22 protein-coding genes and 1 pseudogene are annotated in these 25832 nt (G+C 71.9%); 11 read left to right on the forward strand and 12 right to left on the reverse strand.

The window, feature by feature from the left end:
* Nucleotides 1-265 precede the first annotated feature (265 nt).
* From ACWD35_RS11330 to ACWD35_RS11340, 3 genes and pseudogenes are all read right to left on the reverse strand, one after another.
* On the reverse strand, nt 266-1105 hold the full coding sequence (locus tag ACWD35_RS11330; RefSeq protein ID WP_451350934.1) for a lysophospholipid acyltransferase family protein: 840 nt from the start codon (nt 1103-1105) through the stop codon (nt 266-268).
* Nucleotides 1105-1875 (reverse strand): GNAT family N-acetyltransferase, encoded by a 771-nt coding sequence (locus ACWD35_RS11335; RefSeq protein ID WP_451350935.1) that lies wholly within the window; start codon nt 1873-1875, stop codon nt 1105-1107. The genes ACWD35_RS11330 and ACWD35_RS11335 overlap by 1 nt, the downstream gene beginning before the upstream one ends.
* A gap of 314 nt (nt 1876-2189) precedes the next feature.
* Nucleotides 2190-2261: pseudogene (locus ACWD35_RS11340) on the reverse strand (succinate dehydrogenase); the annotation flags it as partial.
* Between the two features lie 83 nt (nt 2262-2344).
* Here ACWD35_RS11340 and ACWD35_RS11345 point away from each other — a divergent pair.
* Complete coding sequence (locus tag ACWD35_RS11345) at nt 2345-3229, forward strand: LysR family transcriptional regulator (RefSeq protein WP_451350936.1); 885 nt, start codon at nt 2345-2347, stop codon at nt 3227-3229.
* Between the two features lie 50 nt (nt 3230-3279).
* On the opposite strand, the gene ACWD35_RS11350 is transcribed toward ACWD35_RS11345, so the two are convergent.
* From ACWD35_RS11350 to ACWD35_RS11360, 3 genes are all read right to left on the reverse strand, one after another.
* Entirely contained in the window at nt 3280-5424 is a 2145-nt protein-coding gene (locus ACWD35_RS11350; protein WP_451350937.1) for a putative bifunctional diguanylate cyclase/phosphodiesterase, read from the reverse strand.
* Nucleotides 5421-6233 carry an SAM-dependent methyltransferase gene (locus ACWD35_RS11355; protein ID WP_451350938.1) on the reverse strand — a complete coding sequence of 271 codons (813 nt, stop codon included), beginning with the start codon at nt 6231-6233 and terminating at the stop codon, nt 5421-5423. The genes ACWD35_RS11350 and ACWD35_RS11355 overlap by 4 nt, the downstream gene beginning before the upstream one ends.
* Before the next feature lie 255 nt (nt 6234-6488).
* On the reverse strand, nt 6489-7448 hold the full coding sequence (locus ACWD35_RS11360) for an SCO0930 family lipoprotein (protein WP_451350939.1): 960 nt from the start codon (nt 7446-7448) through the stop codon (nt 6489-6491).
* Nucleotides 7449-7712: 264 nt separating this feature from the next.
* On the opposite strand from ACWD35_RS11360, the gene ACWD35_RS11365 reads away from it, so the two are divergent.
* Nucleotides 7713-8342 carry a hypothetical protein gene (locus ACWD35_RS11365; RefSeq protein WP_451350940.1) on the forward strand — a complete coding sequence of 210 codons (630 nt, stop codon included), beginning with the start codon at nt 7713-7715 and terminating at the stop codon, nt 8340-8342.
* 24 nt (nt 8343-8366) lie between these two features.
* Nucleotides 8367-9131 carry a bestrophin-like domain gene (locus ACWD35_RS11370; RefSeq protein ID WP_451350941.1) on the forward strand — a complete coding sequence of 255 codons (765 nt, stop codon included), beginning with the start codon at nt 8367-8369 and terminating at the stop codon, nt 9129-9131.
* A gap of 116 nt (nt 9132-9247) precedes the next feature.
* Here the strand turns inward: ACWD35_RS11370 and ACWD35_RS11375 are convergent, their stop codons facing one another.
* On the reverse strand, nt 9248-9745 hold the full coding sequence (locus ACWD35_RS11375) for a hypothetical protein (protein ID WP_451351098.1): 498 nt from the start codon (nt 9743-9745) through the stop codon (nt 9248-9250).
* A 508-nt stretch (nt 9746-10253) separates the two neighbouring features.
* Here ACWD35_RS11375 and ACWD35_RS11380 point away from each other — a divergent pair.
* On the forward strand, nt 10254-10925 hold the full coding sequence (locus ACWD35_RS11380; RefSeq protein ID WP_451350942.1) for a class F sortase: 672 nt from the start codon (nt 10254-10256) through the stop codon (nt 10923-10925).
* A gap of 39 nt (nt 10926-10964) precedes the next feature.
* On the opposite strand, the gene ACWD35_RS11385 is transcribed toward ACWD35_RS11380, so the two are convergent.
* Entirely contained in the window at nt 10965-11801 is an 837-nt protein-coding gene (locus ACWD35_RS11385; RefSeq protein WP_451350943.1) for a polysaccharide deacetylase family protein, read from the reverse strand.
* A gap of 102 nt (nt 11802-11903) precedes the next feature.
* Complete coding sequence (gene lysX / locus ACWD35_RS11390; protein ID WP_451350944.1) at nt 11904-15182, reverse strand: bifunctional lysylphosphatidylglycerol synthetase/lysine--tRNA ligase LysX; 3279 nt, start codon at nt 15180-15182, stop codon at nt 11904-11906.
* Between the two features lie 202 nt (nt 15183-15384).
* On the opposite strand from lysX, the gene ACWD35_RS11395 reads away from it, so the two are divergent.
* Both ACWD35_RS11395 and ACWD35_RS11400 read left to right on the forward strand, forming a co-directional pair.
* On the forward strand, nt 15385-15861 hold the full coding sequence (locus ACWD35_RS11395) for a universal stress protein (RefSeq protein WP_451350945.1): 477 nt from the start codon (nt 15385-15387) through the stop codon (nt 15859-15861).
* A 208-nt stretch (nt 15862-16069) separates the two neighbouring features.
* Nucleotides 16070-17494: an amino acid permease gene (locus ACWD35_RS11400; protein WP_451350946.1), complete on the forward strand. Its 1425-nt coding sequence runs from the start codon at nt 16070-16072 to the stop codon at nt 17492-17494.
* A gap of 12 nt (nt 17495-17506) precedes the next feature.
* Here ACWD35_RS11400 and ACWD35_RS11405 read toward each other — a convergent pair whose 3' ends face one another.
* A complete protein-coding gene (locus ACWD35_RS11405) occupies nt 17507-18661 on the reverse strand; it encodes a CapA family protein (RefSeq protein ID WP_451350947.1) in 1155 nt (384 codons plus the stop codon).
* 216 nt (nt 18662-18877) lie between these two features.
* Between ACWD35_RS11405 and ACWD35_RS11410 the strand changes: the two genes are divergently transcribed.
* The 4 genes from ACWD35_RS11410 (at nt 18878) to ACWD35_RS11425 (ending at nt 21647) form a co-directional block, all read left to right on the forward strand.
* Nucleotides 18878-19426, forward strand: coding sequence for a sigma-70 family RNA polymerase sigma factor (locus ACWD35_RS11410; RefSeq protein ID WP_451350948.1), 549 nt, complete (start codon nt 18878-18880; stop codon nt 19424-19426).
* A gap of 143 nt (nt 19427-19569) precedes the next feature.
* On the forward strand, nt 19570-20082 hold the full coding sequence (locus ACWD35_RS11415; RefSeq protein WP_451350949.1) for a hypothetical protein: 513 nt from the start codon (nt 19570-19572) through the stop codon (nt 20080-20082).
* A gap of 224 nt (nt 20083-20306) precedes the next feature.
* A complete protein-coding gene (locus tag ACWD35_RS11420; protein ID WP_451350950.1) occupies nt 20307-20972 on the forward strand; it encodes a zf-HC2 domain-containing protein in 666 nt (221 codons plus the stop codon).
* A 96-nt stretch (nt 20973-21068) separates the two neighbouring features.
* Nucleotides 21069-21647, forward strand: a complete 579-nt coding sequence (locus tag ACWD35_RS11425; RefSeq protein ID WP_451350951.1) for a hypothetical protein — start codon at nt 21069-21071, stop codon at nt 21645-21647.
* Nucleotides 21648-21673: 26 nt separating this feature from the next.
* On the opposite strand, the gene ACWD35_RS11430 is transcribed toward ACWD35_RS11425, so the two are convergent.
* Nucleotides 21674-22537, reverse strand: a complete 864-nt coding sequence (locus ACWD35_RS11430) for an Fpg/Nei family DNA glycosylase (RefSeq protein ID WP_451350952.1) — start codon at nt 22535-22537, stop codon at nt 21674-21676.
* A 414-nt stretch (nt 22538-22951) separates the two neighbouring features.
* A complete protein-coding gene (locus tag ACWD35_RS11435) occupies nt 22952-24298 on the reverse strand; it encodes a DUF6777 domain-containing protein (RefSeq protein WP_451350953.1) in 1347 nt (448 codons plus the stop codon).
* Between the two features lie 110 nt (nt 24299-24408).
* On the opposite strand from ACWD35_RS11435, the gene ACWD35_RS11440 reads away from it, so the two are divergent.
* Nucleotides 24409-25830 carry a lipase maturation factor family protein gene (locus ACWD35_RS11440; RefSeq protein WP_451350954.1) on the forward strand — a complete coding sequence of 474 codons (1422 nt, stop codon included), beginning with the start codon at nt 24409-24411 and terminating at the stop codon, nt 25828-25830.
* Nucleotides 25831-25832 lie beyond the last annotated feature (2 nt).

The raw sequence follows: 25832 nt of genomic DNA on the forward strand, positions 1-25832 counted from the left end.
CGCCGTGAGCCCGCTACCCGGCGCGGGTCACGTGGCCGGCCCGAAAGCCGGCACAGGTCACCCCGTCAGCCGAGAGCCGACACGGACCACGCCATGAGCCCGGCGTACAGCACAGGCCACGCCGCCGGCCCGACGGCCGACACGGGCAACGCCGCCCGCCCGGAAGCCAACGCGGGTCGCGCAAAGCCCGGCAGCCGGCGCAGGTCACCCCGCCGGCCCGAAAGTCAGCGCGGCTCACCCCCGCCCGCCCGGAACCCGGCGCGGGTCACGCCGGCACACCGGCGCCGAGAGGCGGGCGCGGAGTCGTCAGGGCCTCGTGGGTCCAGGCCGGCCCGGGGGTGACCGGCTCGGCGGCCTGGGCGAGGGTGCGGCGGTCGGGGTGGGCGCCAGGCCGGATCAGCGGGCGTACCTCCACCTCGGCGGTCAGGCCCCGGGCGCGGGCCACCCGCCACAGGGAGGCGAGCAGGGTGTCCTCGCCGACGAAGGCGGCTGCGGTGCTCGGGGCGCCGCCCGGCTGCCGGTAGCTGAGCAGCACCGGCTGGACCGGAACGCCCGCGTCCAGTGCGGCCTGGAAGACGGCCCGGTGGAAGGTGCCCCGGGCGCGCCCGCACCAGGTGCTGCCTTCGGGGAAGGCGACCACGGCCGCGCCCGACCGCAGCGCCTGCGCGATCCGGGCGACCGTGTCGGGCAGTGCGCGCAGCCGGTCGCGCTCGATGAACAGGGCCCCGCCGCGCGCGACGAGCGCGCCCGCCACCGGCCACTGCCGGATCTCGGTCTTGGCGAGCATGCGGGCGGGGCGTACGACGGCCAGCAGCGGAATGTCCAGCCAGGAGATGTGGTTGGCGACCAGCAGCAGCCCGCCGTCCGGTGCGGTGTCCCCGGTGACGCGGACCCGGACGCCAGCGGCCCGCACGATCATGCGGCACCAGCGCCTGAGCCAGTCGGCGGGGACCCGGCGCCCGAGCGGCGACAGCACGATCCCGGTCAGCACCAGGACGGCGACCGTGAGCAGCCGGAGCACGGCCCGGGGTACGGCCACCGTGGCCGGGGCCGGCTCCAGACAGGCGCCCGGGGTGCAGGGCGCGGCGGGCAGCCAGGCGCTCATCAGGCGGGCACGAGGGAGAGGAAGTGCCGCAGATAGCGGGCGTTGACCCGGCGCATCGACAGCAGCACGTACAGGTCGGCGACCCCGAAGTCGGGGTCGTGCGCGGGCTCGCCGCACACCCAGGCTCCGAGGCGCAGGTAGCCGCGCAGCAGCGCGGGAAGTTCCATGCGGCCGGCAGGGGCCTCGACGTCCGGGACCCAGGGCAGCAGGGGCCGTACCCGGTACTCGGCCGGGGCGAGGTGCTTCTCGCGCACCCGCTCCCAGGTTGCCGCGGCGAGGGTGCCGCCGTCGGCGAGCGGGACGGAGCAGCAGCCGGCCAGCCACTCGTGGCCCCGGTCGACCATGTAGCGGGCTATGCCGGCCCAGATCAGGCCGATGACGGCGCCGTCGCGGTGGTCGGGGTGGACGCAGGAGCGGCCGACCTCGACCAGGCCGGGCCGGATCGGGTCCAGCGCGCCCAGCTCGAACTCGCCTTCCGAGTACAGCCGGCCGGCGACCGCGGCTCGCTCCGGCGGCAGCAGCCGGTAGGTTCCCACGACCTGGCCGGTCGTGGTGTCACGGACGAGCAGGTGGTCGCAGTACGCGTCGAAGGCGTCGACGTCGTGGCCAGGCTGCGGGGTGGTCAGCAGGGCGCCCATCTCCCCGGCGAAGACGTCGTGCCGCAGCCGCTGCGCCGCTCGTACGTCGGCCTCGTCACGGGCGAGGGAGACGGTGTAGCGGGCGGGTGGCGCGGGCTGCGCGGGGCGGTCGAGCGTGGTGATGCCGGTCATGGCTCTCTCCATGGTCACGGGCCGGGATCGGCAGGAGGGGCAGTCCGGCGGTCCGGTCTGCTCCTCCTGTTTTTCCGATGCCGGTTGGCCTGCGCGTGACCGGTGTCAGGAGCCTGGATGTGCGCTTGTTGAACGGCGAAAACCAGATCTTGAACGGCGAAAACCAGACGGGGCCGGGGATGAGCACCACTCCCGGCCCCGCCCGTCCGCCGTCCCTGGGCGAACGTTCATCGGGCGACTACCGCTTGCCCGTCTTCCGGCACCCGGGTCTCCCGCTCGGGGCCGCCCTGCGGCAGGACGTTGAGGTGGTTGACCTTGCCGACGGTGCTGTCCCACATCGTGCGCGCCATGGACGGCCGTCGGTCCGTCAGCGTTGCCAGAGCCATGGCAGAAAAGCTAGGGCCAGGTGACCGGATCGGTCCAAGACATGGTGCAGCTTGTTTCCATAGGCTCAGGCTATTCTGGCTTGGTGCAGTTCCAGCAGCTCCAGTACTTCGTGGCCGTCGCCGAGACCCGGCACTTCACCCGGGCCGCCGAGCGGGTCCATGTCGCCCAGCCGTCACTGTCCCAGCAGATCAAGGCGCTGGAGCGGGAGCTGGGCGCGGAACTGTTCCTGCGGGCGCGCGGGAACATCACGCTCACCGACGCGGGCGAGGCGCTGCTGCCGCTGGCCCGGCGGATCCTCGCGGACACGGACACCGCCCGGCACGAGGTGCAGGAGCTGGTGCAGCTGCGCAGCGGCCGGGTCCGCCTGGGGGCCACGCCGAGTCTGTGCACCGGTCTGCTGCCGGACGTCCTGCGCGCCTTCCACGACCGCTATCCGGGCATCCAGCTGCTGATCGAGGAGGGCGGCTCGCACGACCTCGTCCGGCATCTGGCCCGCGGCGCCCTGGACCTCGCCCTGATCGTTCTCCCGCTGCCTTCGCCCGCGCCCGCGCTGACCACGGTGGAGCTGTTGCGCGAGGAGCTGGTGGTGGTGTCCTCACCAGAGGCGCCCGCGCCGGGCCGGGGCAGGCGCGTGATCGGCATCGCCGAGCTGGAGGGCGCGCGGCTGGTGATGTTCCGGCACGGGTACGACCTGCGCGAGCTGACCGTCGCCGCGTGCCGCTCGGCCGGGTTCGAGCCGGAGTTCGCGGTGGAGGGCGGCGAGATGGACGCGGTGCTGGAGTTCGTACGCGCCGGGCTGGGGGTGGCCGTCGTCCCGCGGATGGTCGCCACCCGGTCCGGGCGCGGGCTCAGGGTGACACCGCTGGCCCGGCCGGGACTGCACCGGACCATCGCGCTGGCACACCGCAGCGACGTGGCTCCGCCGCGGGCGGCCCGTGAGTTGCAGCGGATGCTGCTGGAACGCTGAAGTCGCCCCTGGCCGCGGCCGGACCGCGGCGCTCCACGAGGGATCGGACTTCAGCCCGTCGCGTCCACCAGCGCCAGCTCGTGCAGCCGCTCGGGCGGGCCCGGACGTGCGTAGTACCAGCCCTGGGCCGTGTCGCAGCCCAGTATCCGCAACTGCTCGGCCTGGGCGCCGGTTTCCACGCCCTCCACGGTCACCGCGAGGTCCAGGCTGTGGGCCAGGGTGACGATCCCCTCGACGATCTTCAGGTCGACGGGGTTCGCCGGGAACTGCTGCATGCCCCGGGTGAAGGAGCGGTCCAGCTTGAGGATGCTCACGGGGAGGCGGCGCAGGTTGGCGAGGTTGGAGTAGCCGGTGCCGAAGTCGTCCAGGGCGATGTCGACGCCCATCTCGGCAAGCCGGCGCAGGGGTTTGAGCAGGTCGTCGTCGGCGCCGATCAGGGCGGACTCGGTGACCTCCAGGCACAGCGAGTCCGGGGTGACGCCGGTGCGTTCGAGGATGTCCACCGTGTCCTGGACCAGGCCGGGGTGGGAGAGCTGGCAGGGCGACAGGTTGACGTTGATGCGCAGCGGGCCCGCGTGCGCCGGGGCGCCGTGGCGCTCGCGCCACTCGCGGGCCTGCCGGACGGACTCCTCCAGGACCCAGCGGCCCAGCGGAACGATCAGCCCCGTGTGCTCGGCGAGCGGGATGAAGCGGTCGGGGCCGAGGACGCCGTGCTGCGGGTGCAGCCAGCGCACCAGGGCCTCGGCGCCGCGCACGCTGCCGTCGCCGAGGTGGACCAGCGGCTGGTACTCGATGAAGAACTCGCCGCGTTCCAGGGCCGTCGGCAGCGCCGTGGTCAGGCCGTGCCGGGTGATGACGCGGGCGTCGGCCTCGGGGTCGGCGAGTTCCGAGCGGTTGCCGCCCGCCGACTTGGCCCGGTACATGGTGATGTCGGCGCTGCGCAGCACCTCGGCCGCGGTGCGCTCGCCGGCCGGGCCCTCGACGATGCCGAGGCTGCCCCGCACCAGGAGGTCACGGCCGTCGATGCTGATCGGCGTGACGAGCGCGTGCATGATGCGTTCGGCGAGCTCGTCGACCTCGCGCTCGGTGTCGGGGCCGATGGTCAGCGCCACGAACTCGTCGCCGCCGAGCCGGGCGACCATCTCGCCGGGGGCGGTGGCGCAGGACTGGAGCCGGTCGGCGACCTCCACCAGCAGCCGGTCGCCGGCCGCGTGGCCGAGGCTGTCGTTGACGGTCTTGAACCCGTCCAGGTCCAGGTAGCACAGGCCGAAGCGCTGGCCCTCGCCCGCGTTCAGGGCCTTCTCCAGCCGCTCGAAGAACAGGGTGCGGTTGGGTAGGCCGGTGAGCGCGTCGTGCGTGGCCTCGTAGCGCAGCCGGAGGTTGAGCAGCCGGCGCTCGGTGGTGTCCTCCATGAGGGCGAGCTGGTACTGCGGCTCGCCGTCGGCGTCACGCAGCAGGGAGACGGTCAGGTTGGTCCACAGGACCGTGCCGTCGGGCCGGTTGAAGGCCTTCTCCACGTGGTAGTGCTCGCGCTCGCCGCGGACCAGCTCGTCGTAGAGCCGCCAGGTCTGCGGCGCGTCCTCGGGGTGGGTCCAGTCCAGCACCCGGCGGAGCCGGATGGCCTGCTCGGAGAGCCCGAACATGCGCAGCAGGGCGTCGTTGACCTGGAGCACGTTGCCGTCGAGGTCGGCGATGCCGATCCCTATGGCGGCGCCCTCGAAGACCGCGCGGAAGCGGGCCTCGCTCGCGTGCAGCGCCTGCGCCACCACGCCCTGGGCCTGCAACGCGGCCTGGGCGATGGCCTCTTGCTCGGCCAGGGTGCGCTCACGCAGCGCCTGCGCGTAGCCGGCGGCCATCGCGTGCTGCAACCGCGAGGAGCGCATGCGCAGTTCGTCCTGGGGGCCGTCCTCCCCGCAGTAGAGCACCAGGTAGGCGTCGATGCAGTCCAGGGTGCGGGCGAGGGCCTCGGGGTCGGTGCAGTGCGCGCCGACCAGGGCGGCGCCGACGGCCTTGGCGTCCTCGGCGGCGAAGCTGCGGGCTCGCAGGAGGTGGCTCAGGCGGCGGGCGAGCGGCAGGAGTTGCTCCTCGAACTCCGCCCGCGTGAGTGACGTCGAGGTGACCGGGAAGACCGCCCGGCTCCAGATCGTCGTCAGCCGCCGCAGTCTGTCCTCCGGCCCGTCCGGTTCCGCGCTCACGCCGGACGCCCCACGCCGCCGAATCCGGAGTAGGCGTACGGATCCTCGTCCTCCGGCGCCGAGTCCGGGCGCCAGAGCGGCATCGGCACCAGTCCGGGTTCCACCATGTCGTACCCCTCGAAGAACCGCGCGATCTCGTCGCGCGAGCGCATGATCAGCGGGTTGCGAATGTCCCTGTATACGTCCACCGCGCCCTCGGCCCGCTCGGGAGGCAACGGGATTCCCTCGTACGAGGCATGGGTGAGGATCAGCAGGCTGCCGGGCGCGAGCGCCGCGCGCAGCTCCGCCACCGCACCGTAGGGGTCGTCCGTGTCTTCCACGAAGTGCAGTATGGCAACGAGCAGGAGGGCCACTGGCCGATTCAGGTCGATGAGGCGCTCGAGCTGGGGGCTGGAGAGGATCTCCTGGGGCTTGCGCAGGTCCGCCGCGATCACGTCCGCGTCCGCATTGCCCTCCAGCACCGACTGGCTGTGCGCGACGGCGACCGGGTCGTGGTCCACGTACACCACCCGGGCGCCGGGTGTGGCGCCCTGGGCGATCTCGTGGACGTTGCCGAAGGTCGGGATGCCGGAGCCGATGTCGAGGAACTGGGTGATGCCCTCGGCCGCCGCGAAGCGCACGGCCCGGCGCATGAACGCCCGGTTCGCCTGCATGACCTTGGGCAGGCCCGGCATGAACTCCATCGCCTTGCGGGCCGCCTCCCGGTCGACCTCGAAGTTGTGCGAACCGCCCAGGTAGTAGTCGTAGATGCGCGACACGCTCGGCACGGTGATGTCGATGCTGCGTGGGGCCCAGGCGGGACGCTCCATGTACTGCTCCAAGACGTAGGCGACAGGGACAGGCGATCCGGTGTTCGAGCTGAGGCTACTGATCGCCCGCCAAAGGAGCGACCTGAACCGGAAATTGACCGTCCGTTCCCGGTCACCACCTGGGGCAAGTGTCCGTATGACCCCGCTGCGTAACGGCTGCCGGACATGCAACGGTCCGCCCCCTCCGTGCGGTGCGGAGGGGGCGGACCTTCGGTGGCGCGCAGGTCGGGCGGGTGACCGACCTGGGGAGGTGATCTATGCGGCCGGCGCGCCCACCGGCTTTCCGTCGGGCGAGACGGCGTACCAAGTGCCGCCCACGCCCTGACCGTTGGTGTCTCCGGGCGCCTTGTCACCGGAGAAGGTGTAGACGGGCCAGCAGTTGACGGTCATCTGCCGGACCCCGTCGGGCCGGGTGAAACCCATCAGGCCCTTCTTCTTCACGCCTTCGGTGTCGCCCGCCTTGACCGGGGCGACGGCGGGCCACTTCTCCAGGCAGGCTCCAGTGCAGTTCGAGACGGGCTCGGGCCAGGCCTTGTCCTTCAGGAAGCGGTAGACCGTCATGCCGTGCCTGTCGACGATGATGTCGCCGAGCTTGGGGTCCTTGTGGACGGACAGGCCGGGCAGGGCGTTCACGGACGCCTTCTTGCCGTTGGGGGCGAGCGCGAACCATGTGCCGCCCACGCCCTGCCCGTTGACGTCGCCGGCGTTGACGTCCTTGGCGTACCGGTAGGCGGGCCAGCCGCCGATGGTGAGCTGCTTGGTGCCGTCGGCGCGGGTGACCTCGCCGAGCAGCGCCTTGTCGACGCCTGCGCCGGCGGTGGCGTCGCCGGCGGGCACCGGCGGCCAGGTGGTGGCACAGTCGCCGGAGCAGTTCGACTTGGGCGGGTTCGCGGTGTCCTTGTCGAAGCGGTACAGGGTGAGGCCGGAGCCGTCGGTCAGCACGCTGCCCAGATCGGGGTTGGCGGCCACGGTCAGCTTGCCCGCGGGCGCGGCCGGGGCCGGTGAGGCGGAACTCTGGCTTCCGTCGGCGCCGTAGCCGTTGCCCGCGCCGGCTGCGGCGCCCGGGCTGCCGTAGTTGCCCGCCGCCGCCGTGGCCCCGACGTTCTGGGCCGCCGAGGCCGGGGTGGCGGTGTTGTCCTTGCCGCACGCCGTCGTCAACGCCATCAGCGCGGCGGCCGTGGCCACCAGTGAGGCGGTCCGCCAGGAGGTATTCATCGTCAACTCCCCATCATCGCCTGGATATTGCAGCGTCTTCCGGTGCCGCCGCACGGCCATGGGTACGGGCCGCGGGGTCCCGGGCGTTCAACGGGGACGGGAAATTCTTTCGGGAATCCGAGCCGGAACCCGTATCAGCCGGACTCTTCACCCCTGATGGGGATCTTCCATCCGTCAAACCTTTCATGGCGCCATGTCCCTCGTTCGGATCAATACCTGGGTATGGGAGGAATGGGACCGCGCCCGGCGCCCCATGATCTCGTCGTGCATGGACCCGAAGTGACCCGATGCGCGCCCGCCGCAAGGGTGTTGGCCCTACTGACGCTGACCTGGACGCTGGTGGGCTGCCCGGCCGGCACCGCCTCGGCCGACGCCTGTGCGTACGCCTCGACGGGCCCGGACGGCACGGTGGCGGTGGCCGTCGCCGGCGGCCACGACAACAACGGCCACGACCACCACCACCATGGCCACCACCACGGCCACGGCCACTGGCCCGATCCGCCGTACCCGAAGCCACCCCCGCCGCCGCCCCCGCCGCCGTGCCCGCCGACGCCCACGCCGACGCCACCGCCTCCGCCTCCTCCTCCGCCGACGCCGCCGAAGCCGACGCCGACGCCCGAACCTCCGCCGAAGCCGCGACCGAAGCCGCCCGTCCGGCCCGTGCCGGCCCCGCCCGCGCCCCGGCCGACGCCCACGCCGCCTCCGGCTCCCGAGCCGAAGCCGCGGCCGACGCCCAGGCCCACCGCGCGGCCCTCGGTGACCCCGGTGAGCTACCCGGCGTACCACCCCCGGCCGACGAGCCACCCGGCGCCCGGGCACACCTCACCGGTCACCTACGTACTGCTCATCACTGTTCCCGCGATCGTCGCCGTCGCGGCGCTGCGCCCGCGCTGACGCGCTCACCCCTGGAGGCACCAGTTGTCGGATTGGCTTGTTCTCGTCCTCGCGATGCTGGGGGCGGGCGCCGTGGTGGTCGTCATCGTCCTCGTACGGAAGAAGACCGCGGCCGAGGGCGAGGATCCCAACGAGACCCCGGACGTCATCGAGTACATGACGATGTGGATCGGGGTCGTGTACGCCATCGTCCTGGGGCTGGCCATCGCGGGCGTGTGGGAGGCCCGCAGCGCCGCCCAGGACCATGTGCAGGCCGAGGCCCAGGCGCTGCACGAGATCTCCGAGCGGGTCCGGGTCTATCCGCCGGACGTCCGCGACCTGATCCGGGCCGATGTCAACGCCTACGTCGGACATGTCGTGACCACCGAGTGGAAGTCGATGACCGACCACGACCGGGTCACCCCGCGCGGCGGCGAACTGCTGGCGCAGCTGCGCCATGACGTCACGGACTACCAGCCGAAGAACGACTTCGAGGCGCAGGCCTACCAGCCGCTGCTGGACCAGCTGGCCGCCGCCGACCAGGCGCGCAACGCGCGCGCCGACGCGACGGGGCCGACCATGCCGCCGGTGGTGTGGTGGGGACTGCTCACCGGGGCCGTCATCACCATCGGCATGGTCTTCGCGCTCCAGATCCAGCGCACCCGGCGGGAGCTGATCCTGGCCGGGCTGTTCTCCACGACCATCGCCTTCATGCTGTTCCTCATCTGGGACTTCGACTCTCCCTACAGCCGGGGCATCGCGGCGACGGCGCAGCCGTTCCTGAACCTGTTCCCGAACATCAAGGGGTAGTCCCCCGGATCAGGGGCCAGTGGGCCTGAGCAGGTCTTCGCCCCGGCTCCCTGCGGGAGACCGGGGCGAAGACCTGCTCAGGTGCGCGGCGCTCACCGGCGGGCCCGTCCAGGGCGTCAGATCCGCTTCTCGTTCCGGCGGCTCATCCAGTACACGCCACCCGCGATCAGGGCCGAGCCCACGAGCCCGCCGCCGATCGCCATGTCGGCCGGCGTGGCGCCACTGGTGACGCTGCCTCCGAAACCGCCGTTGACACCGCCGAGGACGGTGAAGGCACCCGGACGGGTCAGCCTCCTGCCGTTGCACTCGACCGTGATGTCGTACGGGCCGGGACGGGTGCCGGGGTCGATGGTGACGAATCCGCGCGAGACGTCGTTGCGAAGCGGGGTCAGCGAGGTGGTGCGGAAGGCCCGGGAGGACATGACGCCGCCCCGGCAGCCGTTGACGGTGGCCAAGAGCCGGCCGCCGACGGCGATCACGCGGGGCTCGGAGACGATATTGCGCAGGCCGCCGTCACCCCGCCCGAACTCCTCGCCCCTGCCGAAGTCCTCGTCCTCGTCCTCGGGGTCGTCACCTCTGCCGAAGTCGTCCCCTCTGCCGAAGTTGCCGTCGATGTGGCCGGTGCCGTTGAGGCCGCCGAGGCCGTTGCCGGTGCCCGAGCCGACGTTGACCCCTGTGTCGTTGGACGAGCCGCCCCCGTTGCCCATGCCGTCCGCGACGGCCACAGGGGCGGCGAACCCGAGCACGGCGAGCGCTGCGCACGCTGCCGCCAGGGCACGTTGGTTTCGCATGTGATCCTCCGCGGGAGGCGCCCCGGGTCCTGTTCCCGGTCGATCGGCGAGAAAACGCCTCCCGGGAAGACCCTCAGACTCCCCGAACACGCCCGCATTTCGAGAATGGTCCGTTCCGGTGAGGCAACACGCCGAGCGAAATCCACACAATCAGAAATTATTGCAGGTCACGGACCGTCAGAAAATTCCTGGGAACGGCAACTCGGATGGCGCACCCGGAAGGCGACGGGCCACCCGTTCGCCCGCCGCCCCGTCGCCCGTCGCGCGCGCGGGACTTAGCGTTCTCCCATCGCGACGGACGTGGCGACGGCCGCGTCGAGAGGGGTGACGAATGCTGGCGTCCGAGCTGTCCGAGTTTGCCGAAGAGGAGGAACGGCGCAGGAAGCGCGCCCCGTGGGGCGTCATAGCGCTTGTTCTGCTGACCGGCCTGGCGCTCATTCGGAATGGTTCGGGGGAGTTCGACGTCGGCCCGCCGCAGCCCGCGTCGGCGGCGGCCCCGGACACCCGAGTCGCACCGGGCACCTTCTCCGCGGCCCCCGCCCCGCTGCCGTTCTCCGCGGCCGACCGGGTCCGGATCCCCGCGATCCAGGTCGACGCGCCGGTCGTGCCCGTCGGCCTCGCCTCGGACGGCTGGGTGGGCGCGCCGCCGCCGGAGAACCCGAATCTGGCGGGCTGGTTCACCGGCGCGGTATCCCCCGGCGAAAAGGGCACCGCGGTCGTCGTCGGCCATGTCGACAACGAACAGGGCCCGGCCGTGTTCTACGGCCTCGGCTCCCTGAAGAAGGGAAACCGGATCGAGGTCGTGCGCAAGGACGCAAAAGCCGCGGTGTTCGAGGTCTACGGAATCGAGGTCTTCTCGAAGAGCAATTTCCCCGGCGACCGCGTGTACGGCTCGAAGGGCACACCGGAACTGCGGGTCATCACCTGCGGCGGCGGTTTCTCGAAACAGAACGGCTACGACGGCAATGTCGTCGTCTTCGCCCGCCTGGTCGCGATCGGCTGAATTCCGCGGCCGGGCGGGCGGCGCACCCGCGCGGGCCGCTCAGGTCGGGCGTCTGCGCGGCACGGTGAGGTGATAGCCCGAGTCGATCAGGTACGGCAGGTACTCGCGGATCGCTTTGACGCTCTGCGAGCGGTCGCCCCCGGCGTCGTGGGAGAGCACGACGACACCGGGGGCGGCGCCGCTCTCCACCCGGTCGACGATGGTCTTCGTGCCGGGCTCCATCCAGTCGGTGCTGTCGATGGTCCACGCCATCGGCTCCATGCCCATCTCGGCGCCCAGTTGGAAGGCGGCGCGGTTCCAGGCGCCGTAGGGGGCGCGGAACCACTGGGGCCGCTCCCCGTAGGCGTCCTCGATGGCATCGCTGGTCCGCGCCATCTCGGAGCGGATCTGCCGGCGGTTGAGGGTGGTCAGCAGCGGATGCGTCCAGGTGTGGTTGCCGACGACATGGCCCTCTTCGGCCATCCGGGCCACCAGTTTCTTGTTGTCGACGACGCACTCGCCGCACACGAAGAACATCGCCCGTACGTCGTACTTGGCGAGGGTGTTCAGGATGTGCGGGGTGTAGTCCGGGTTGGGGCCGTCGTCGAAGGTCAGCATCATCTGCCGGCCGCGTCCGGAGATCTCCAGGATGGGTTCCTTGCGCACCTTGAGCCGGCGTGGCCCGGCGCTCGGCGGGCCGTACCCGGTCAGGGGCTGGAGCCGGAAGACGGAGGACTTGAGCGCCTGCCGGGCCTGCGGTCCGGCGACGGGCGGGGCGCTGCGGGCGGTCTCCTCGCCGCCACCCGCCATGAGGACTCCGGCGGTCCCGGCGCCCGCCAGCGCGGCGGCCCCGGCCAGCAGCATGCGACGGCGCGTGAACAAGTGATCGTTCTGCATGACCCATCAGTCGCCCGGCGGGGCTCCGACGCACCACAACAACACCGGTTCGGCGGCAGGAACGCACCCGTCCGGGCGAGTACACACCAGTGCGTGAAGGTTTCAGCGGCGGCGGACCAGCGGGAAGGGCAGGGTCTCACGGATCGTCAGGCCGGTGAGGAACATGACCGTGCGGTCGACGCCGATGCCGAGGCCGCCGGTCGGGGGCATCGCGTATTCGAGGGCGTCGAGGAAGTCCTCGTCCAGTTCCATGGCTTCGGGGTCGCCGCCCGCGGCCAGCAGCGACTGTCGGGTGAGGCGGCGGCGCTGTTCGACGGGGTCGGTCAGCTCGGAGTAGGCGGTGCCGAGTTCGGTGCCGAAGGCGACGAGGTCCCAGCGTTCGGCGAGCCGCGGGTCGGTGCGGTGCTGCCGGGTCAGCGGGGAGACCTCGGTCGGGAAGTCCTTGTAGAAGGTGGGCTGTTCGGTGCGCTCCTCGACCAGGCGCTCGTACATCTCCAGGACGACGTCGCCGGGCGTGTCGTCGGGGGTGTACGGCACGCCCGCCCGGTCGCACAGCCGGTGCAGCCGCAGGAGTTCGGTGCCGGGGCCGATCTCCTCCCCCAGGGCTTCGGAGATCGCGCCGTGGACCGTCCGGACCGGCCACTGGCCGGAGATGTCGTACTCCCTGCCGTCCTTGTGGGCCACCGGGGTGCCGAACGCGGCGGTCGCGGCGCCCTGGATCAGTTCCCGGGTCAGGTCGAGCATCACGGTGTAGTCGGCGTGCGCCTGGTAGGCCTCCAGCATCGTGAACTCGGGGTTGTGCTTGTAGGAGACGCCCTCGTTGCGGAAGGTGCGGCCCATTTCGAAGACCTTCTCCAGGCCGCCGACGCACAGCCGCTTCAGGTACAGCTCGGGGGCGATGCGCAGGTACAGGTCGAGGTCGTAGGCGTTGATGTGGGTGGTGAAGGGCCGTGCGTTGGCGCCGCCGTGGATCTGCTGGAGCATCGGCGTCTCGACCTCCAGGTAGCCGCGGTCCAGCAGCCCCTGGCGCAGGGCCTGTACGGCGGTGGAGCGGATGCGGACGACGGCGCGGGCATCGGGGCTGGTGACCAGGTCGAGGTAGCGGCGGCGGACCTTGACCTCGGGGTCGGTCAGGCCGCGGCGCTTGTCGGGCAGCGGGCGCAGGCACTTGCCGGTGAGCTGCCAGGAGGTGACGAAGACGGTGGGTTCGCCCTTGTCGCTCAGGCCCGCGCGGCCGGTGGCGGTGATGTGGTCACCGATGTCGGTGTCGGCGGTGAACCGGTCGAGCGCGGACCCCGATCCGTCGCGCGTGAGGGCGATCTGGTGGTCGCCGGACCAGTCGCGCAGCACGGCGAAGACGATGCCGCCGAAGTCGCGGACCAGCATGATCCGGCCGGCCACGGTGACGTCCTGACCCTGCGGGACGGCGGCGAGGGCGTGGGTGGGGGCGGGCACGCCCACCGGGTACGGATCGGTGCCGGCGGCGCGCAGCCGGTCGAGTGTGCGGTGCCGGACGCGGAACTGGTCGGGCAGGTCCGCGCCCGGGACGGCGGGCCCGGCCTTCTCCCCTCCTTCGAGGCCGAGCGCCGTCAAGGACGGCAGGCCCTGCGTGGTGGCGGGCCGCTGTCCGGGCTTCGGGTGCCCCTTTCCCCAGAGTTTGCGCAGTGAGGGTACGGACACGAAGCCCTCGGCGATGCCGGAGGCGACGCCGATGCGGGCGAGGGAGGCGGGCTCGCCGTAGCAGATGAACCGCGGGTACCACTCGGGCTGGTACTTGGCGTTCGAGCGGTACAGGGCCTCCAGTTGCCACCACCGGGAGAAGAACAGCAGCAGGCGGCGCCAGAGCCTGAGGACCGGTCCGGCGCCGATGCGGGCGCCCTCCTCGAAGACGGACCGGAACACGGCGAAGTTCAGCGAGATCCGGCGCACGCCCAGCTTGGGCGCGGCGGCGCACACTTCGGAGACCATGAACTCCATCACGCCGTTGGGGGCGGCGCGGTCACGGCGCATCAGGTCCAGGGAGACGCCGTCGGTGCCCCAGGGCACGAAGGAGAGCAGGGCGAGGAGCGTGCCGTCCTCGCTGAGGGCCTCCACGAGCAGGCAGTTGCCGTCGGCGGGGTCGCCGAGCCGGTCCAGGGCCATGGAGAAGCCGCGTTCGGTCTCGGTGTCTCGCCAGGCATCGGCCTTGTCGACGATCTCTTCCATCTCGTGGTCGCTGAGCTGCGTGTGCCGGCGGATGCGGCAGGTCGCGCCGGTACGGGCGACCCGGTGCACGGCCTGCCGGGTGACGCGCATGTCCCGGCCGTTCAGGTCGAACCCGGGGACGTGCAGGATCGCCTCGTCACCGAGTTGCAGGGCGCCGAGCCCGGCGCGGGCGTAGGCGCGGGCGCCGTCCTCGGAGGCGCCCATCACCGCGGGCGCCCAGGCGTAGCGGCGGGCCAGGTCCAGCCAGACGGCAATGGCGTGCGGCCAGGCCTCCGGGTCGCCGACGGGGTCGCCGCTGGCCAGGCACACGCCGGCCTCGACGCGGTAGGTGACGGCGGCCTTGCCGCTGGCCGAGAAGACGACGGCCTTGTCGCGCCGGGTGGCGAAGTAGCCGAGCGAGTCCCGCTCGCCGTACGCCCCGAGCAGGACGCGGATGCGGGCCTCCTCGTCGCCGTGCAGGGCGGCTTCCAAGCGCTGGGAGCGGAAGAGCGCGGCGGCGGCGTTGAGCAGGGCGAGGGCGCCGAGCAGGCCGAGCACGAAGGTGACGCGGCGGGGCGGGCGCCCGTCGAAGGAGCTGTTGGAGACGAGTCCGCCGCAGACCCGGTCGGCGGCCCAGGCCAGGTGCTGGCTCTCGGTCAGGGTGCCCGGGAACAGCGTGACCAGGCCCCAGCCGAGCAGGATCGCGACGACGAGACCGCCGGCCAGGACGGCCAGGGCACGCCACAGGGCGCCGCGGCGGGAGGCGGCGTAGAACTCCCGGCGGGTCACCACCAGCAGGACCAGCAGCAGGGTGCACAGCACGAGCGAGGCCAGCGACTCGGCGTACAGGCCGACGGAGACGTCGAGGGCGTTGGTGAGAACGAGCAGGCCCAGATACACGACAACCAGCCACCAGGCGACCTTCTTGCGGGCGGCGATGGCGCCGGCCAGCAGGAACAGGAAGACGGCGTACGCGAGGTTGGCGCTGATGGGGACGAGGAGCTCGTCGAGGGCGTGGACCACGGGGCGGAGTGCCCGGCGCAGCGGGGCGAAGAACGCGAGCAGGCCGCACAGCAGGCCGAGCGCGGCGAAGAAGGCCGCAAAGGCCTCCGGCACCCAGCCGAGCCGCCCCCCGGAGGGCGGGCATATCGGCCCGGCGGCATCCCGGGGTACGGCCGGCTCCGCGGTGGCTGTCATGGTTCCGACTCTAGGAAGCCCCCGCACGCCTCGCCCGTCGAACGGCGCCGCACCGCACGGCACGCCACGGCTTCCGACAGGGGCGGGGACCCAGGCCACGCACCGGCCCGAGCGGGACCACGCCATATGCCGGGCCCCGGTCGGCGCCGGTCGGACGGGCCTGATCATGGGCCGGAGGCTGGGGTTCCGATAGCCTCGGGTCGTGACGGAACAGCACGAGCAGCACTCGCAGTCGCATCAGTTCGAGCGGGGGACGGACGGGCCGAAGGTCATCCTCGTCGGGGTGGACGGCTCCGATTCCTCGCTGCGTGCCGCCGCGTACGCGGGTGGGCTCGCCCGGCGGCAGCACGCGCTGCTGGCCGTGGTGTACGTGCAGCCGGTGATGGCGGCCGGGGCGGCGTTCGGGGCGCCCGTGGCGGAGACGACCGACGAGATCGCCGAGGACCTGATCACGCAGATCCGGGAGGCTGCCGAGCGGGTCAAGGGGATATTCGAGGTGCGCTGGGAGTTCCACACCTTCCGCGGCGACCCCTACAACGGCCTGGTGAAGGCGGCCGACGAACTCAAGGCGGACGCGGTGGTCGTGGGCGCCTCGGAGCAGGCCGGCCACCGGATCATCGGCTCGGTGGCGGTGCGGCTGGTGAAGTCGGGGCGCTGGCCGGTGACGGTCGTACCGTAGGGCGCCACAGGGCGGTCACGGCGGCGGCCTTAGCGGGTGGCGAGCAGGCGGGCCGGCCGAGGCCTTACTGCGCCCGGCTCGTCCGGCCCGCCCCTCGTCCCGCACCTGGACCCCGCCGTGGGCCGTGCGTGGCGTCTTCCGTACGGGACACGCCTGGGCCATCATGATCCGCCGTCAGCCGTTTGCTTTCGGCGAAGAGGTGAGGCATATGGCCAGGCTCCGAATGGGTGAAGGAATTCTCCGCCGCAAACCCATCGAGCACATCGAGGAGACCGAGGTCGCCGAGGGCCCCCGGCTGGACCGGTCGCTCGGACTGTCGCAGCTCACCGCGATCGGCGTGGGCGGCATCATCGGAGCGGGCATCTTCACGCTGGCCGGCACGGTGGCCAACGGCACGGCCGGGCCCGCGGTGCTGGTGTCGTTCCTCATCGCCGGTGTCGCGAGCGCGTGCGCGGCACTGTCGTACGCCGAGTTCGCCGGGCTGATCCCGAAGGCGGGGTCGGCGTACACGTACGGCTACGCGGTGCTCGGCGAGTTCGCGGGCTGGTTCATCGGCTGGGACCTGCTGCTGGAGTACACGGCGATCGTGGCGGTGGTCGCGATCGGCATCTCGGGCTATTTCAGCTTCCTGGTCCAGGAGACGGGCGCCAACCTGCCGCACTGGATGCTGGGCGCGCCCGGCACCGGGCACGGCCACCGGGTCGACCTGTTCGCGGCGGTGCTGTGCCTGCTGATCGCCTGGCTGCTGAACCTGGGCATCCGCAGCGCGGCCCGCTTCGAGACGTTCGTGGTCGCACTGAAGGTGCTGGTGGTGCTGCTGGTGATCGGCGTGGGCGTGTTCCACATCAGCTCCGCGAACTACCACCCGTTCTTCCCGTTCGGCATCAGCGGCGCGTTCACGGGTGCGGCGACCGTGTTCTTCGCGGTGTTCGGCTACGACGCCATGTCCACGGCGGCCGAGGAGTCCAAGGACGCGCAGCGGCACATGCCGAAGGCGATCATCTACTCGCTGGCGATCTCGATGGTGCTGTACGTGGCGGCCTGTCTGGTGCTGACGGGCATGCAGAACTACAAGCACATCGACCCGAAGAGCGGCTTCTCGACCGCGTTCAAGTCGGTGGGCCTCACCCGCCTCGCGGACGTGATCGCGGTGGGCGCCATCATCGGCATCCTCACCGTGATGTTCACGTTCATGCTGGGCGTGACCCGGGTCTGGTTCTCCATGTCCCGGGACGGCCTGCTGCCCCGGTGGTTCGCGAAGACGCACCCGACCCGGCACGTGCCGACCCGGGTGACCTGGATCGTCGGCGTGGCGTCTGCCCTCATCGCCGGCTTCGTCCCGATCGGCTCGGCGGCCGAGCTGACCAACATCGGCATCCTGCTGGCGTTCGTGGTGGTGTGCGCGGCGGTGATCGTGCTGCGCTACCGGCAGCCGGACCTGCCGCGCACCTTCCGTACGCCGTGGATGCCGGTCGTGCCCGCGCTGGGTGTCGTCTTCTCGATCTGGCTGATCACGTTCCTGCGGTGGGAGACCTGGGTGCGGTTCGCCGTGTGGTTCGTGATCGGGTGCGTGATCTACTTCGGCTACTCCTACAAGCGGTCGGCCCTGGCCGTACGGCAGCCCGCCAGGTGAGCGCCGGGCCCGTCACTGGCCCATGACCAGTCCGTCCTTGGCGGCCCCGCGGCTGAGCACCACGTCCCGGATCCGGTCGCGGGCCGCGGTCAGATCGGCGCCGTGGCCGATCGCCTCGTTGACGTCGACGACCCGGCCCGCGTCGAGGTCGTACACCTGCGGAATGAACTCGGCGCTGGTGACCTGCCAGCGCTCCCGGGGCCGGGCGGGCGGGGCGAAGGTGAAGCGGCCGATCGTGGACTCGTCGCCGCGCCGGTCCTCGACGCCGTGGTCGTTGATCATCTCGCCGGCGATCTGGTCACCCATGCCGTAGACCACCCAGGTGCCGTTGACCTTCTCGTACGCCTGCGGGACGTGGGCATGGGTGCCGAGGATCAGGTCGATGTCGGGGCGGCCGGCGGTCTTCGAGGCGGTGAGCCGCCGGGCCAGGGTGAGCTGCTGCTGGTCCGGGTCGTCTTGCCATGCCGTGCCCCAGTGCACGGAGACGACGACCACGTCGGCGCCGGCCCACCGGGCGGCGCGGGCGTCGGCGATCATGCGCTGCTCGTCGATCTGGTTCACGGCCCACGGCCGGCCGGGCGGCAGCGGGTTGCCGTTGGTGCCGTAGGTGTACGACAGGTGCGCGACCTTCGCGGAACCCGCCCGGAGCAGCGTCAGGGAGCGGGCCTCGTCCTCGGTGCGGGCGGTTCCGGCGTGCCTGAGGCCCAGCCGGTCCATGGCATCCAGGGTGCGCTGGATGCCGCGGTCGCCGTCGTCCAGGGCTCGGTCGGAGGCGGTGGAGCAGCTGTCGTAGCCGGTGGCGGTGAGGCCCTCGGCGATCTGCGGCGGGGACTTGAAGATCCGGTGGCCCGAGTAGTCGCCGTCGGCGCCGTAGACGGTCTCCATGTGACACAGCGCCAGATCGGCGCCGGAGACGATGGGTTCGACGCCGGAGAGCATCGGGCGGAAGTCGAAGCCGTGGCCGCCTGCGTCGAAGTTCGCCCGGTCGAGGACGGAGGTCTCCGGCAGCACGTCACCGGAGGCGACGAGGGTGAAGGCGCGGGCGGCGGGCGGCGCCGGGTGGCCGACCCGGGCGGCGGAATCCTGGCGCTCCTGGTTCGAGCAGGCCGCCGCGGCGGCCAGTACGGCGGTCAGGGCCAGCGCCACCTGGTGTCTGCGTCCGATCATCAGCTCACCCCGAGATTTTCGTATTTGCAGACCGTTTCATGACAGGCATATGGGTACGAATCTGACTCGCGATGCAAACGGCCTGGGCGCCCTCATTAACCCGTCCGGTGCTGCGCCGCGCCGCTCGTCCCACCGTTCGCCGACGCGATCGACCGTCCGCCGCAGAGCCGTGCGCGCCCCCTGCCCCCCGTCCTCGCGCCGCGCTGCCATACGGCCATGACGGCCGGAACCTCACTCACCCACGCGACGGCGACCGCCGAGCACGAACTGGCCGCGCTCCAGCGCGAGCACGGCGGCCCCCTCTTCGCGCTGCTGCTGAGGCTCAGCGACGGGGACCGGCAGCGCGCCGAGGACCTCGTGCAGGAGACCCTGGTGCGCGCCTGGCAGCATCCCGAGGCGCTGCACGCCGCCGACTTCGACTCCGTACGGCCCTGGCTGCTGACCGTCGGCCGGCGCCTCGCGATCGACGCCCGGCGGGCCCGGCGGGCGCGGCCCCACGAGATCGGCGACGAGGTCCCCGAGAACGCACGGGTGACCGCCGACCCCGCCGAGCGGGCCGCCACGGCGCTCGATGTGCGCGAGGCTGTGAAGACACTCACGCCGGAACACCGTGACGTATTGGTACTCGTGTATTTTCGCGGGGCCAGTGTGGCGGAAGCGGCGAAAACTCTCGGCATTCCACCCGGTACCGTGAAATCCCGCGCGTACTACGCGCTGCGCGCGCTGCGCCGGGTTCTTCCGGGTTATGCAACCGACCTGCGGTGAAACCGACGGCCGGGTCAAACCTCGGTAAACCGCCTTGCTGTGACCCCCGTTCGGGCAATGGGCTGTCCTCATTCGCGTTCGGGACGGGGGGCCGGGTCCGGAGGTTCGGGCGACGCACACGCACCGGAGGAAGGCAGGAAGGGATGCTGCACAGAGGGTACGAGAGCACGGACGGCACCGGCGGCGGTGAACTGTCGGTCCCCATGGCCTGGTTCTACGCCGAGTACATCGCCGACGAGCTGCTGCGCACCGGCGACCTGATGCCGCCGACGTCCTTCGAGTTCCGGGCCGGCCGGGACGCGCTGGCGCTCACCGTCTTCCTGTCCGACACCGACGGCGAACTCTCCGGCATCCGGGTGGTCTCCCAGCTGGAGAACTGGGCGTCGCTGACGGCGTACGACCAGCCGTGGCAGGACTGGGTGCGCACCCGCATGGCCGAGCTGGCTGCCGAGGCGGCCGAGTCCGGCGACCCCTCCCCCGACCTCGCGCTGGCCTCCGACGCGTGGCGCTGGCTGGAGGAGACCGAGCTGCTCGCGCCGGACCTGGACGCGGTGCCGGGCGGCGGGGTGTTCGGCGAGGACGACGGGCCGAAGGTGTGGACACCGGCGTGGCGGCTCGGGCTGCCGCTGGGGCATCTGGCGATCCACCTCTTCTGAGCCGTCCGGGCCGAGCCGTCTCTTCCGGGCCGTCTTTTCCGGTCTCGGATCCGGTCGCGGATTCGGTCGCGGATTCGGACCAATCCGCGGGCCGGGCCGCTCCGAATCCCTCGGCCGCCCCCTGGCCGCGATTCCGGGCGCGGCTTGAGTGATTCGGCTGTCGGCTGCGTACGGGTGGGAGCACGGAGTAACCCCACCCGCACCCATCGGCACGAGGATTCGGCATGAGGTCCCTGGAATGGCATCGCGACGTCGGCGCTTATGCGCTCGGCGTGCTGGACGAGGCGGAGGCCTTCCGCTTCGAGGACCACCTCATGGAGTGCCCGCAGTGCGCGGCGCACGTGACCGAATTCGGCCCCACCACACGGCAGTTGCTGCTGTACCGCCGGGCCACGCCGCGCTTTGTGCACCCCATGGCGCAGCCCGGCCCCCGACTGCTGGACCGGCTGCTCGGCGAGCTGGCCCACCGGCGCCGGGTACGACGCCGCCGCACCCTGTACGGGCTGGCCGCCTCGGTGGTACTGGCCGTGGCCGGACCAGGGCTCGTGGTGTTCGCCGGTCACGACAGCGGCGGCACGCAGGGCACCGCGCACGTCACCGCGGCGACCGACCCCAGCACGGGCGTGTGGGCGCGGGTCACCTCGGCGGACGAGGACTCGGGCAGCCTGCTGCGGCTGGAGATCAGGGACGGCTCCGGGGTCCACGCCTGCCGCCTCGTGGCCGTCGGCCGCGACGGCTCGGAGCAGGTCGTCACCAGCTGGACCAACACCGGCGACGGCATCCGCCCCCTCACGACGCTCGGCTCCGCCGCACTGCATCCGGACCAGATCGCCCGTTACGAGGTGCGCACGGCGGAGGGGAAGCGGCTGGTGACACTGCGAGCACGCTGACGCCGAGATCACGACCGGGACACGCGGACTTGACCGAAGATTCACATTAGGTAAGCCTTACCTCAGCTTGATCTGTGAGTCCCCTAGGAGTCGTCCGTGTCCACATCTCCCGAGCCAGCCGTGTCCCCGCAGGCCCGCCCCCTGCCCCGGCTGGGCCTGTACGACACCTGGTGGACCGTCGGGGGTGCGGCCGTGGCCGCCTGCCTGAGCCTCATGGCCTGCGCCTGGATCTCGCTGCATGTGCAGGTGGACGCCTCCCTGCACACCGCCGCGCTGTTCGTGCACCTCGCCTCGCTGATCCTCGGCTTCGGGGCCGTCCTGGCCGTCGACTACCAAGCTCTGCTGTGGCTCACGGGCCGGTGCAGCCTGGCAGACGCGCTGAACAGCACCAACCGGCTGCACGTCCCGATCTGGGCCGGGCTCGCCGGACTGGTGGCCAGCGGGGCGCTGCTCCACCCCGACATGGGCTCCCCGCTCACCCGGACCAAGCTGGCCCTGGTGCTCGCCCTCACCCTCAACGGCCTGCAGGCCGGGCTCCTCACCCGGCGCATGGCGGCGCGGCGCGGTGCCCCGATCGCCCCGAGGCTGCTCGTCTGGGGCGCCGCCACCGCTCTCGTGTCCCAGGTCTGCTGGTGGGGCGCGGTGGTCATCGGGTTCCACAACAGCAGGCGCTGACGCGCCCCCTCGCTTCAGCCGGCCCGTTACTTCAGCAGGCGGGACAGTCTGCGGTCCGCGAGGGGCTTGCCGCCGGTCTGGCAGGTGGGGCAGTACTGGAGCGAGGAGTCGCTGAAGGAGACCTCGCGGATGGTGTCGCCGCACACCGGGCAGGGTTCACCGGCGCGGCCGTGAACTCTCAGCCCGCTCTTCTTCTCCGCCTTCAGGCGTCCGGCGGCCAGCCCCCGGGAGCGCTCGACGGCCTCGGTGAGTGTGCCGCGCAGCGCCTCGTAGAGCCGGTGGGTCTCCTCCGGGGTCAGGGACGCGGCGAGTTTGAAGGGGGACATCTTCGCGGCGTGCAGGATCTCGTCGCTGTAGGCGTTGCCGACACCCGCGATCAGGCTCTGGTCGCGCAGGGCGCCCTTCAGCCGGCGCCGCTCGTCCTTGAGCAGGGCGGCGAAGCGGTCCTCGTCGAAGCCCGCGGCGAGCGGGTCGGGGCCGAGGCGGGCGACACCCGGGACGTCCCCCGGGTCCCGGACCAGGTACACCGCAAGGCGCTTCTGCGTGCCGGCCTCGGTGAGGTCGAAGCCCTCCCCGGTCTCCAGCGCCGCGCGCAAGGCCAGCGGCCCCTTGCCGGGCCGGGGCAGGCCGTCCGGCAGCCGGTCCTTCCACTGGAGCCAGCCCGCGCGGGCCAGGTGGATCACCAGGTGCAGCCCGCTGTCTGCCCCGATGTCCAGGAACTTGCCGTACCGCCGCACGGCGGTCACCTCGCCACCCTCGAAGGCGGTGACCGGCGGGTCGTACGTCTTCAGCACACTGACGGCAACCGGCAGCACCCGCACCACCCGCCGCCCGACCAGGTGCTCGGCGAGAAAGTCCTTCAGCGCTTCTACCTCGGGCAGTTCCGGCATACGTCCAGCGTGCCATCCGACCGGGACGCGGTGGCAGGTGCCGTCGGTGTGCCGGAGCAGCGAGTCGATCTGCCCGGCGCGGACCAGCTGGACGACGCCAGTGGACAGGTCGGCCTGCGCGTACAGGCAGGTGGCGAAGCGGTCGGTGTCGAGATCCGGCCTCCCCCAGAGGGGGTACCCCCAAGCGGACAGCGACGTCGGCGCGCACGCTGGGGATGGTGCGGGGCAGCATCGCCTGCTGCAGGCTCTGCGCGATGCAGCTGCCGAGTGCGACCAGCACGGCCCGCTCCTCCGCGGAGAAGCCGCGCCCGGTCGCTGTAGGGCAGTTCTCGGTGAACTCCTCGGGGCCCGGGAGACGACCTCGTCGAGCCGTACTCCCTGGGGAAGCAGGTCGAACACCTTACGCGGTCGCGCTCAGTTCCCGAGGACGCCGGTGGGGCTGTCGAAGATGCTCCCGGTGCCGCTGCCGGTCGAACCGGGCTCGGTGGACGTGCGGACGACGGGCGTGCTGACCGCGGGCGTGCCGTCGGGGATCAGGCCGCCGATGTCCAGCAGGTCGGAGATGCCGGGGACGTCCGGCGGGCCGATCCCCTGCGGGGTGTCCGGAGTGGAGCCGTCCGGGGAGGAGTCGGGGAACGGCGGGTCCTGCGGGGCGGTCGTGCCGAGGGCCGGGATGCCCGAATCCGCCGGACCGGTAGAGGCAACGGCCGGGTCGGTATGGTTGCCGGCCGTGGCCGCAGGGAGCGACGCTTCGAAGCCCGGGAACCTGCCGGTCCCGCTCGGGCTCGGGCTCTGGCTCGGCCGGCCGAGGCGCGGGGGTTCGGTGCCCGCGGGCGGCGTCGCCCAGGCCGGTGCGGGTACGACGTGGTCCTGGCCGACGTCGTGGCCGATCCGCCGCTCGAACCAGGTGTCCGTCTTGGTGTCGACGACCGTGATGGCGGTGATGGCCCGGGACGCCGGGGTCACCATGATCACATCGTTGGGCCGGTAGCCGGACCAGGCGGTGCCCCGGGCGGTCGGCATGCCGCGGATGGACTCGGGCGGCTTCAGCGGGTTGCCGCAGGCGCAGCGCACGCGCGGCACACCCCGGCTGTCGACGAGGACCGCGGTGCCGGCCTGCAGGACGGACTGGAACCCGGACGCCTGCCGGTCCTGGTAGTAGTGGTTGGTGACCCGGGTGTCGGCGCGCAGCACGACCGGCGCCAGGCCGCGCAGATAGCCGGGGATCGCCGCGCGGGAGATGCCCGCCGCACGGGCGAAGGCGTCGCCCTTGGCCCGGTCGGCGGCCAGATGGCCGATCTGCCGCTCGACGTCGCAGCCGGAGGTGTGTGCGGTGCCGCTGTACAGCCCGGGGGTCGCGCCGGAGAGGGCGCGCACCGAGCGCGGCGGCTCGGCCCCGCCGGCGCGCTGCGGCACCTCCGACGGATCCGACGACCTCGACGAACCCGACGAACTCGGCATCGTCGGCGCCATCGGCATCGTCGGCATCGCCGGCCTCGTCGGCGTCGTCGCCGTGGGCGGTGGGCTGACGGGGGTGTGGGCGTCCGTGGAGTCGATGAAGGGGGCGGGGCCCTGGTCCGCCGCGGGCTGGAGGACGACCTCGCCGCCCGGCCCGGTCTCCCGCACGCTCTGTCCGACACAGCCGGAGACGAGGAGCGCGAACGAGAGCGCGCAGGCCGTGACGATGGATCCGGCGGGTATCCGCACCGTGTTCTCCCGCATCCGCTCGATGGCCAGTTCGTCCCCTATTGTCTGCTTCACCGGCTCAGGTCACGCAAGCGGAGCGCCGTGGTACACAGGGTGACGAGGCCCGGTGCCGCTTGGGGCGCGATCGTCACGATGGCCACAATGGAGGCAGGGAGCACACGGCCGTGAACTGGTTCACCGCACCCGAGTACTGGCTGAGCCGGCTGGTCCTGCAGCGGGCTCTGGCCGCCCTGTACCTGGTCGCGTTCCTGACGGCGGCCTTGCAGTTCCGGGCGCTGCTGGGCGAGCGCGGCATGCTGCCGATCCCCCGCTACGTGGCGCGGGTGCCCTTCAAACGGGCACCGAGCCTGTTTCAGCTTCGCTACTCGGACCGCTTCTTCGCCGCCTGCGCCTGGACGGGCTGCGCGGTCTCCGCCGCCCTGCTGGCCGGGGCCGACTCCCAGCTGCCGCTGTGGGCCGGGGTGGTGCTGTGGCTGGTGCCGTGGGCGCTGTACCTGTCGATCGTCAACGTGGGCCAGACGTGGTACGCGTTCGGCTGGGAGTCGCTGCTCCTGGAGGCCGGTTTCCTGGCCGCGTTCCTCGGCAACGACGAGGTCGCGCCGCCGGTCGTCGTGCTGTTCCTGCTGCGCTGGATCCTGTTCCGCGTCGAGTTCGGCGCCGGGCTGATCAAGATCCGCGGTGACGCGTGCTGGCGGAAGCTGACCTGCCTGTACTACCACCACGAGACGCAGCCGATGCCGGGCCCGCTGAGCTGGTTCTTCCATCACCTGCCGAAGCCGCTGCACCGGGTGGAGGTGGCCGCGAACCACTTCACCCAACTGGGTGTGCCCGTCCTGCTGTTCACACCCCAGCCGATCGCCTCGGCCGCCGCCGCGCTGATGATCGTCACCCAGCTGTGGCTGGTGCTTTCGGGTAATTTCTCCTGGCTGAACTGGATCACCGTCGTGCTGGCGCTGTCCGCGCTCCGGCTCCCCACCACCGCCCCGTCCGTGCCCGCCGCACCCCTGTGGTACGAGATCGTGGTGCTCGCCGTCGCCGCGCTCCTGGTGTACCTGAGCCGCAACCCGGTGATGAACATGATCTCCCGCCGCCAGATCATGAACCGCTCCTTCGACCCGCTGCACCTGGTGAACACCTACGGCGCCTTCGGCAGCGTCAGCCGCGTCCGCTACGAGGTGGTGGTGGAGGGCACGCTGGACGAACTACCGCACGAGGACTCCGACTGGCGGGAGTACGAGTTCAAGGGCAAGCCCGGCGACCCACGCCACTGGCCGCGCCAGTTCGCGCCCTACCATCTGCGCCTGGACTGGCTGATGTGGTTCGCCGCGCTGTCGCCGGCCTATGCCGGGGAATGGTTCGGGGGGCTGGTGGAGCGCCTGCTGGACAACGACCGCGACACCCTCCGCCTCCTGCGCCGCTCCCCCTTCCCCCCCGACACCCCGCCCCGCTGCATCCGCGCCCGCCTCTTCCGCTACCGGTACACCACCTGGCGCGAGCTGCGCGAGACCGGTGCCTGCTGGGAGCGGACGTACGTCCGGGACTACATGCCGCCGGTACGGCTGGAGCAGGCACCGGCCCGGCGCTGATG

This window comes from Streptomyces sp. NPDC002671, assembly GCF_053592475.1.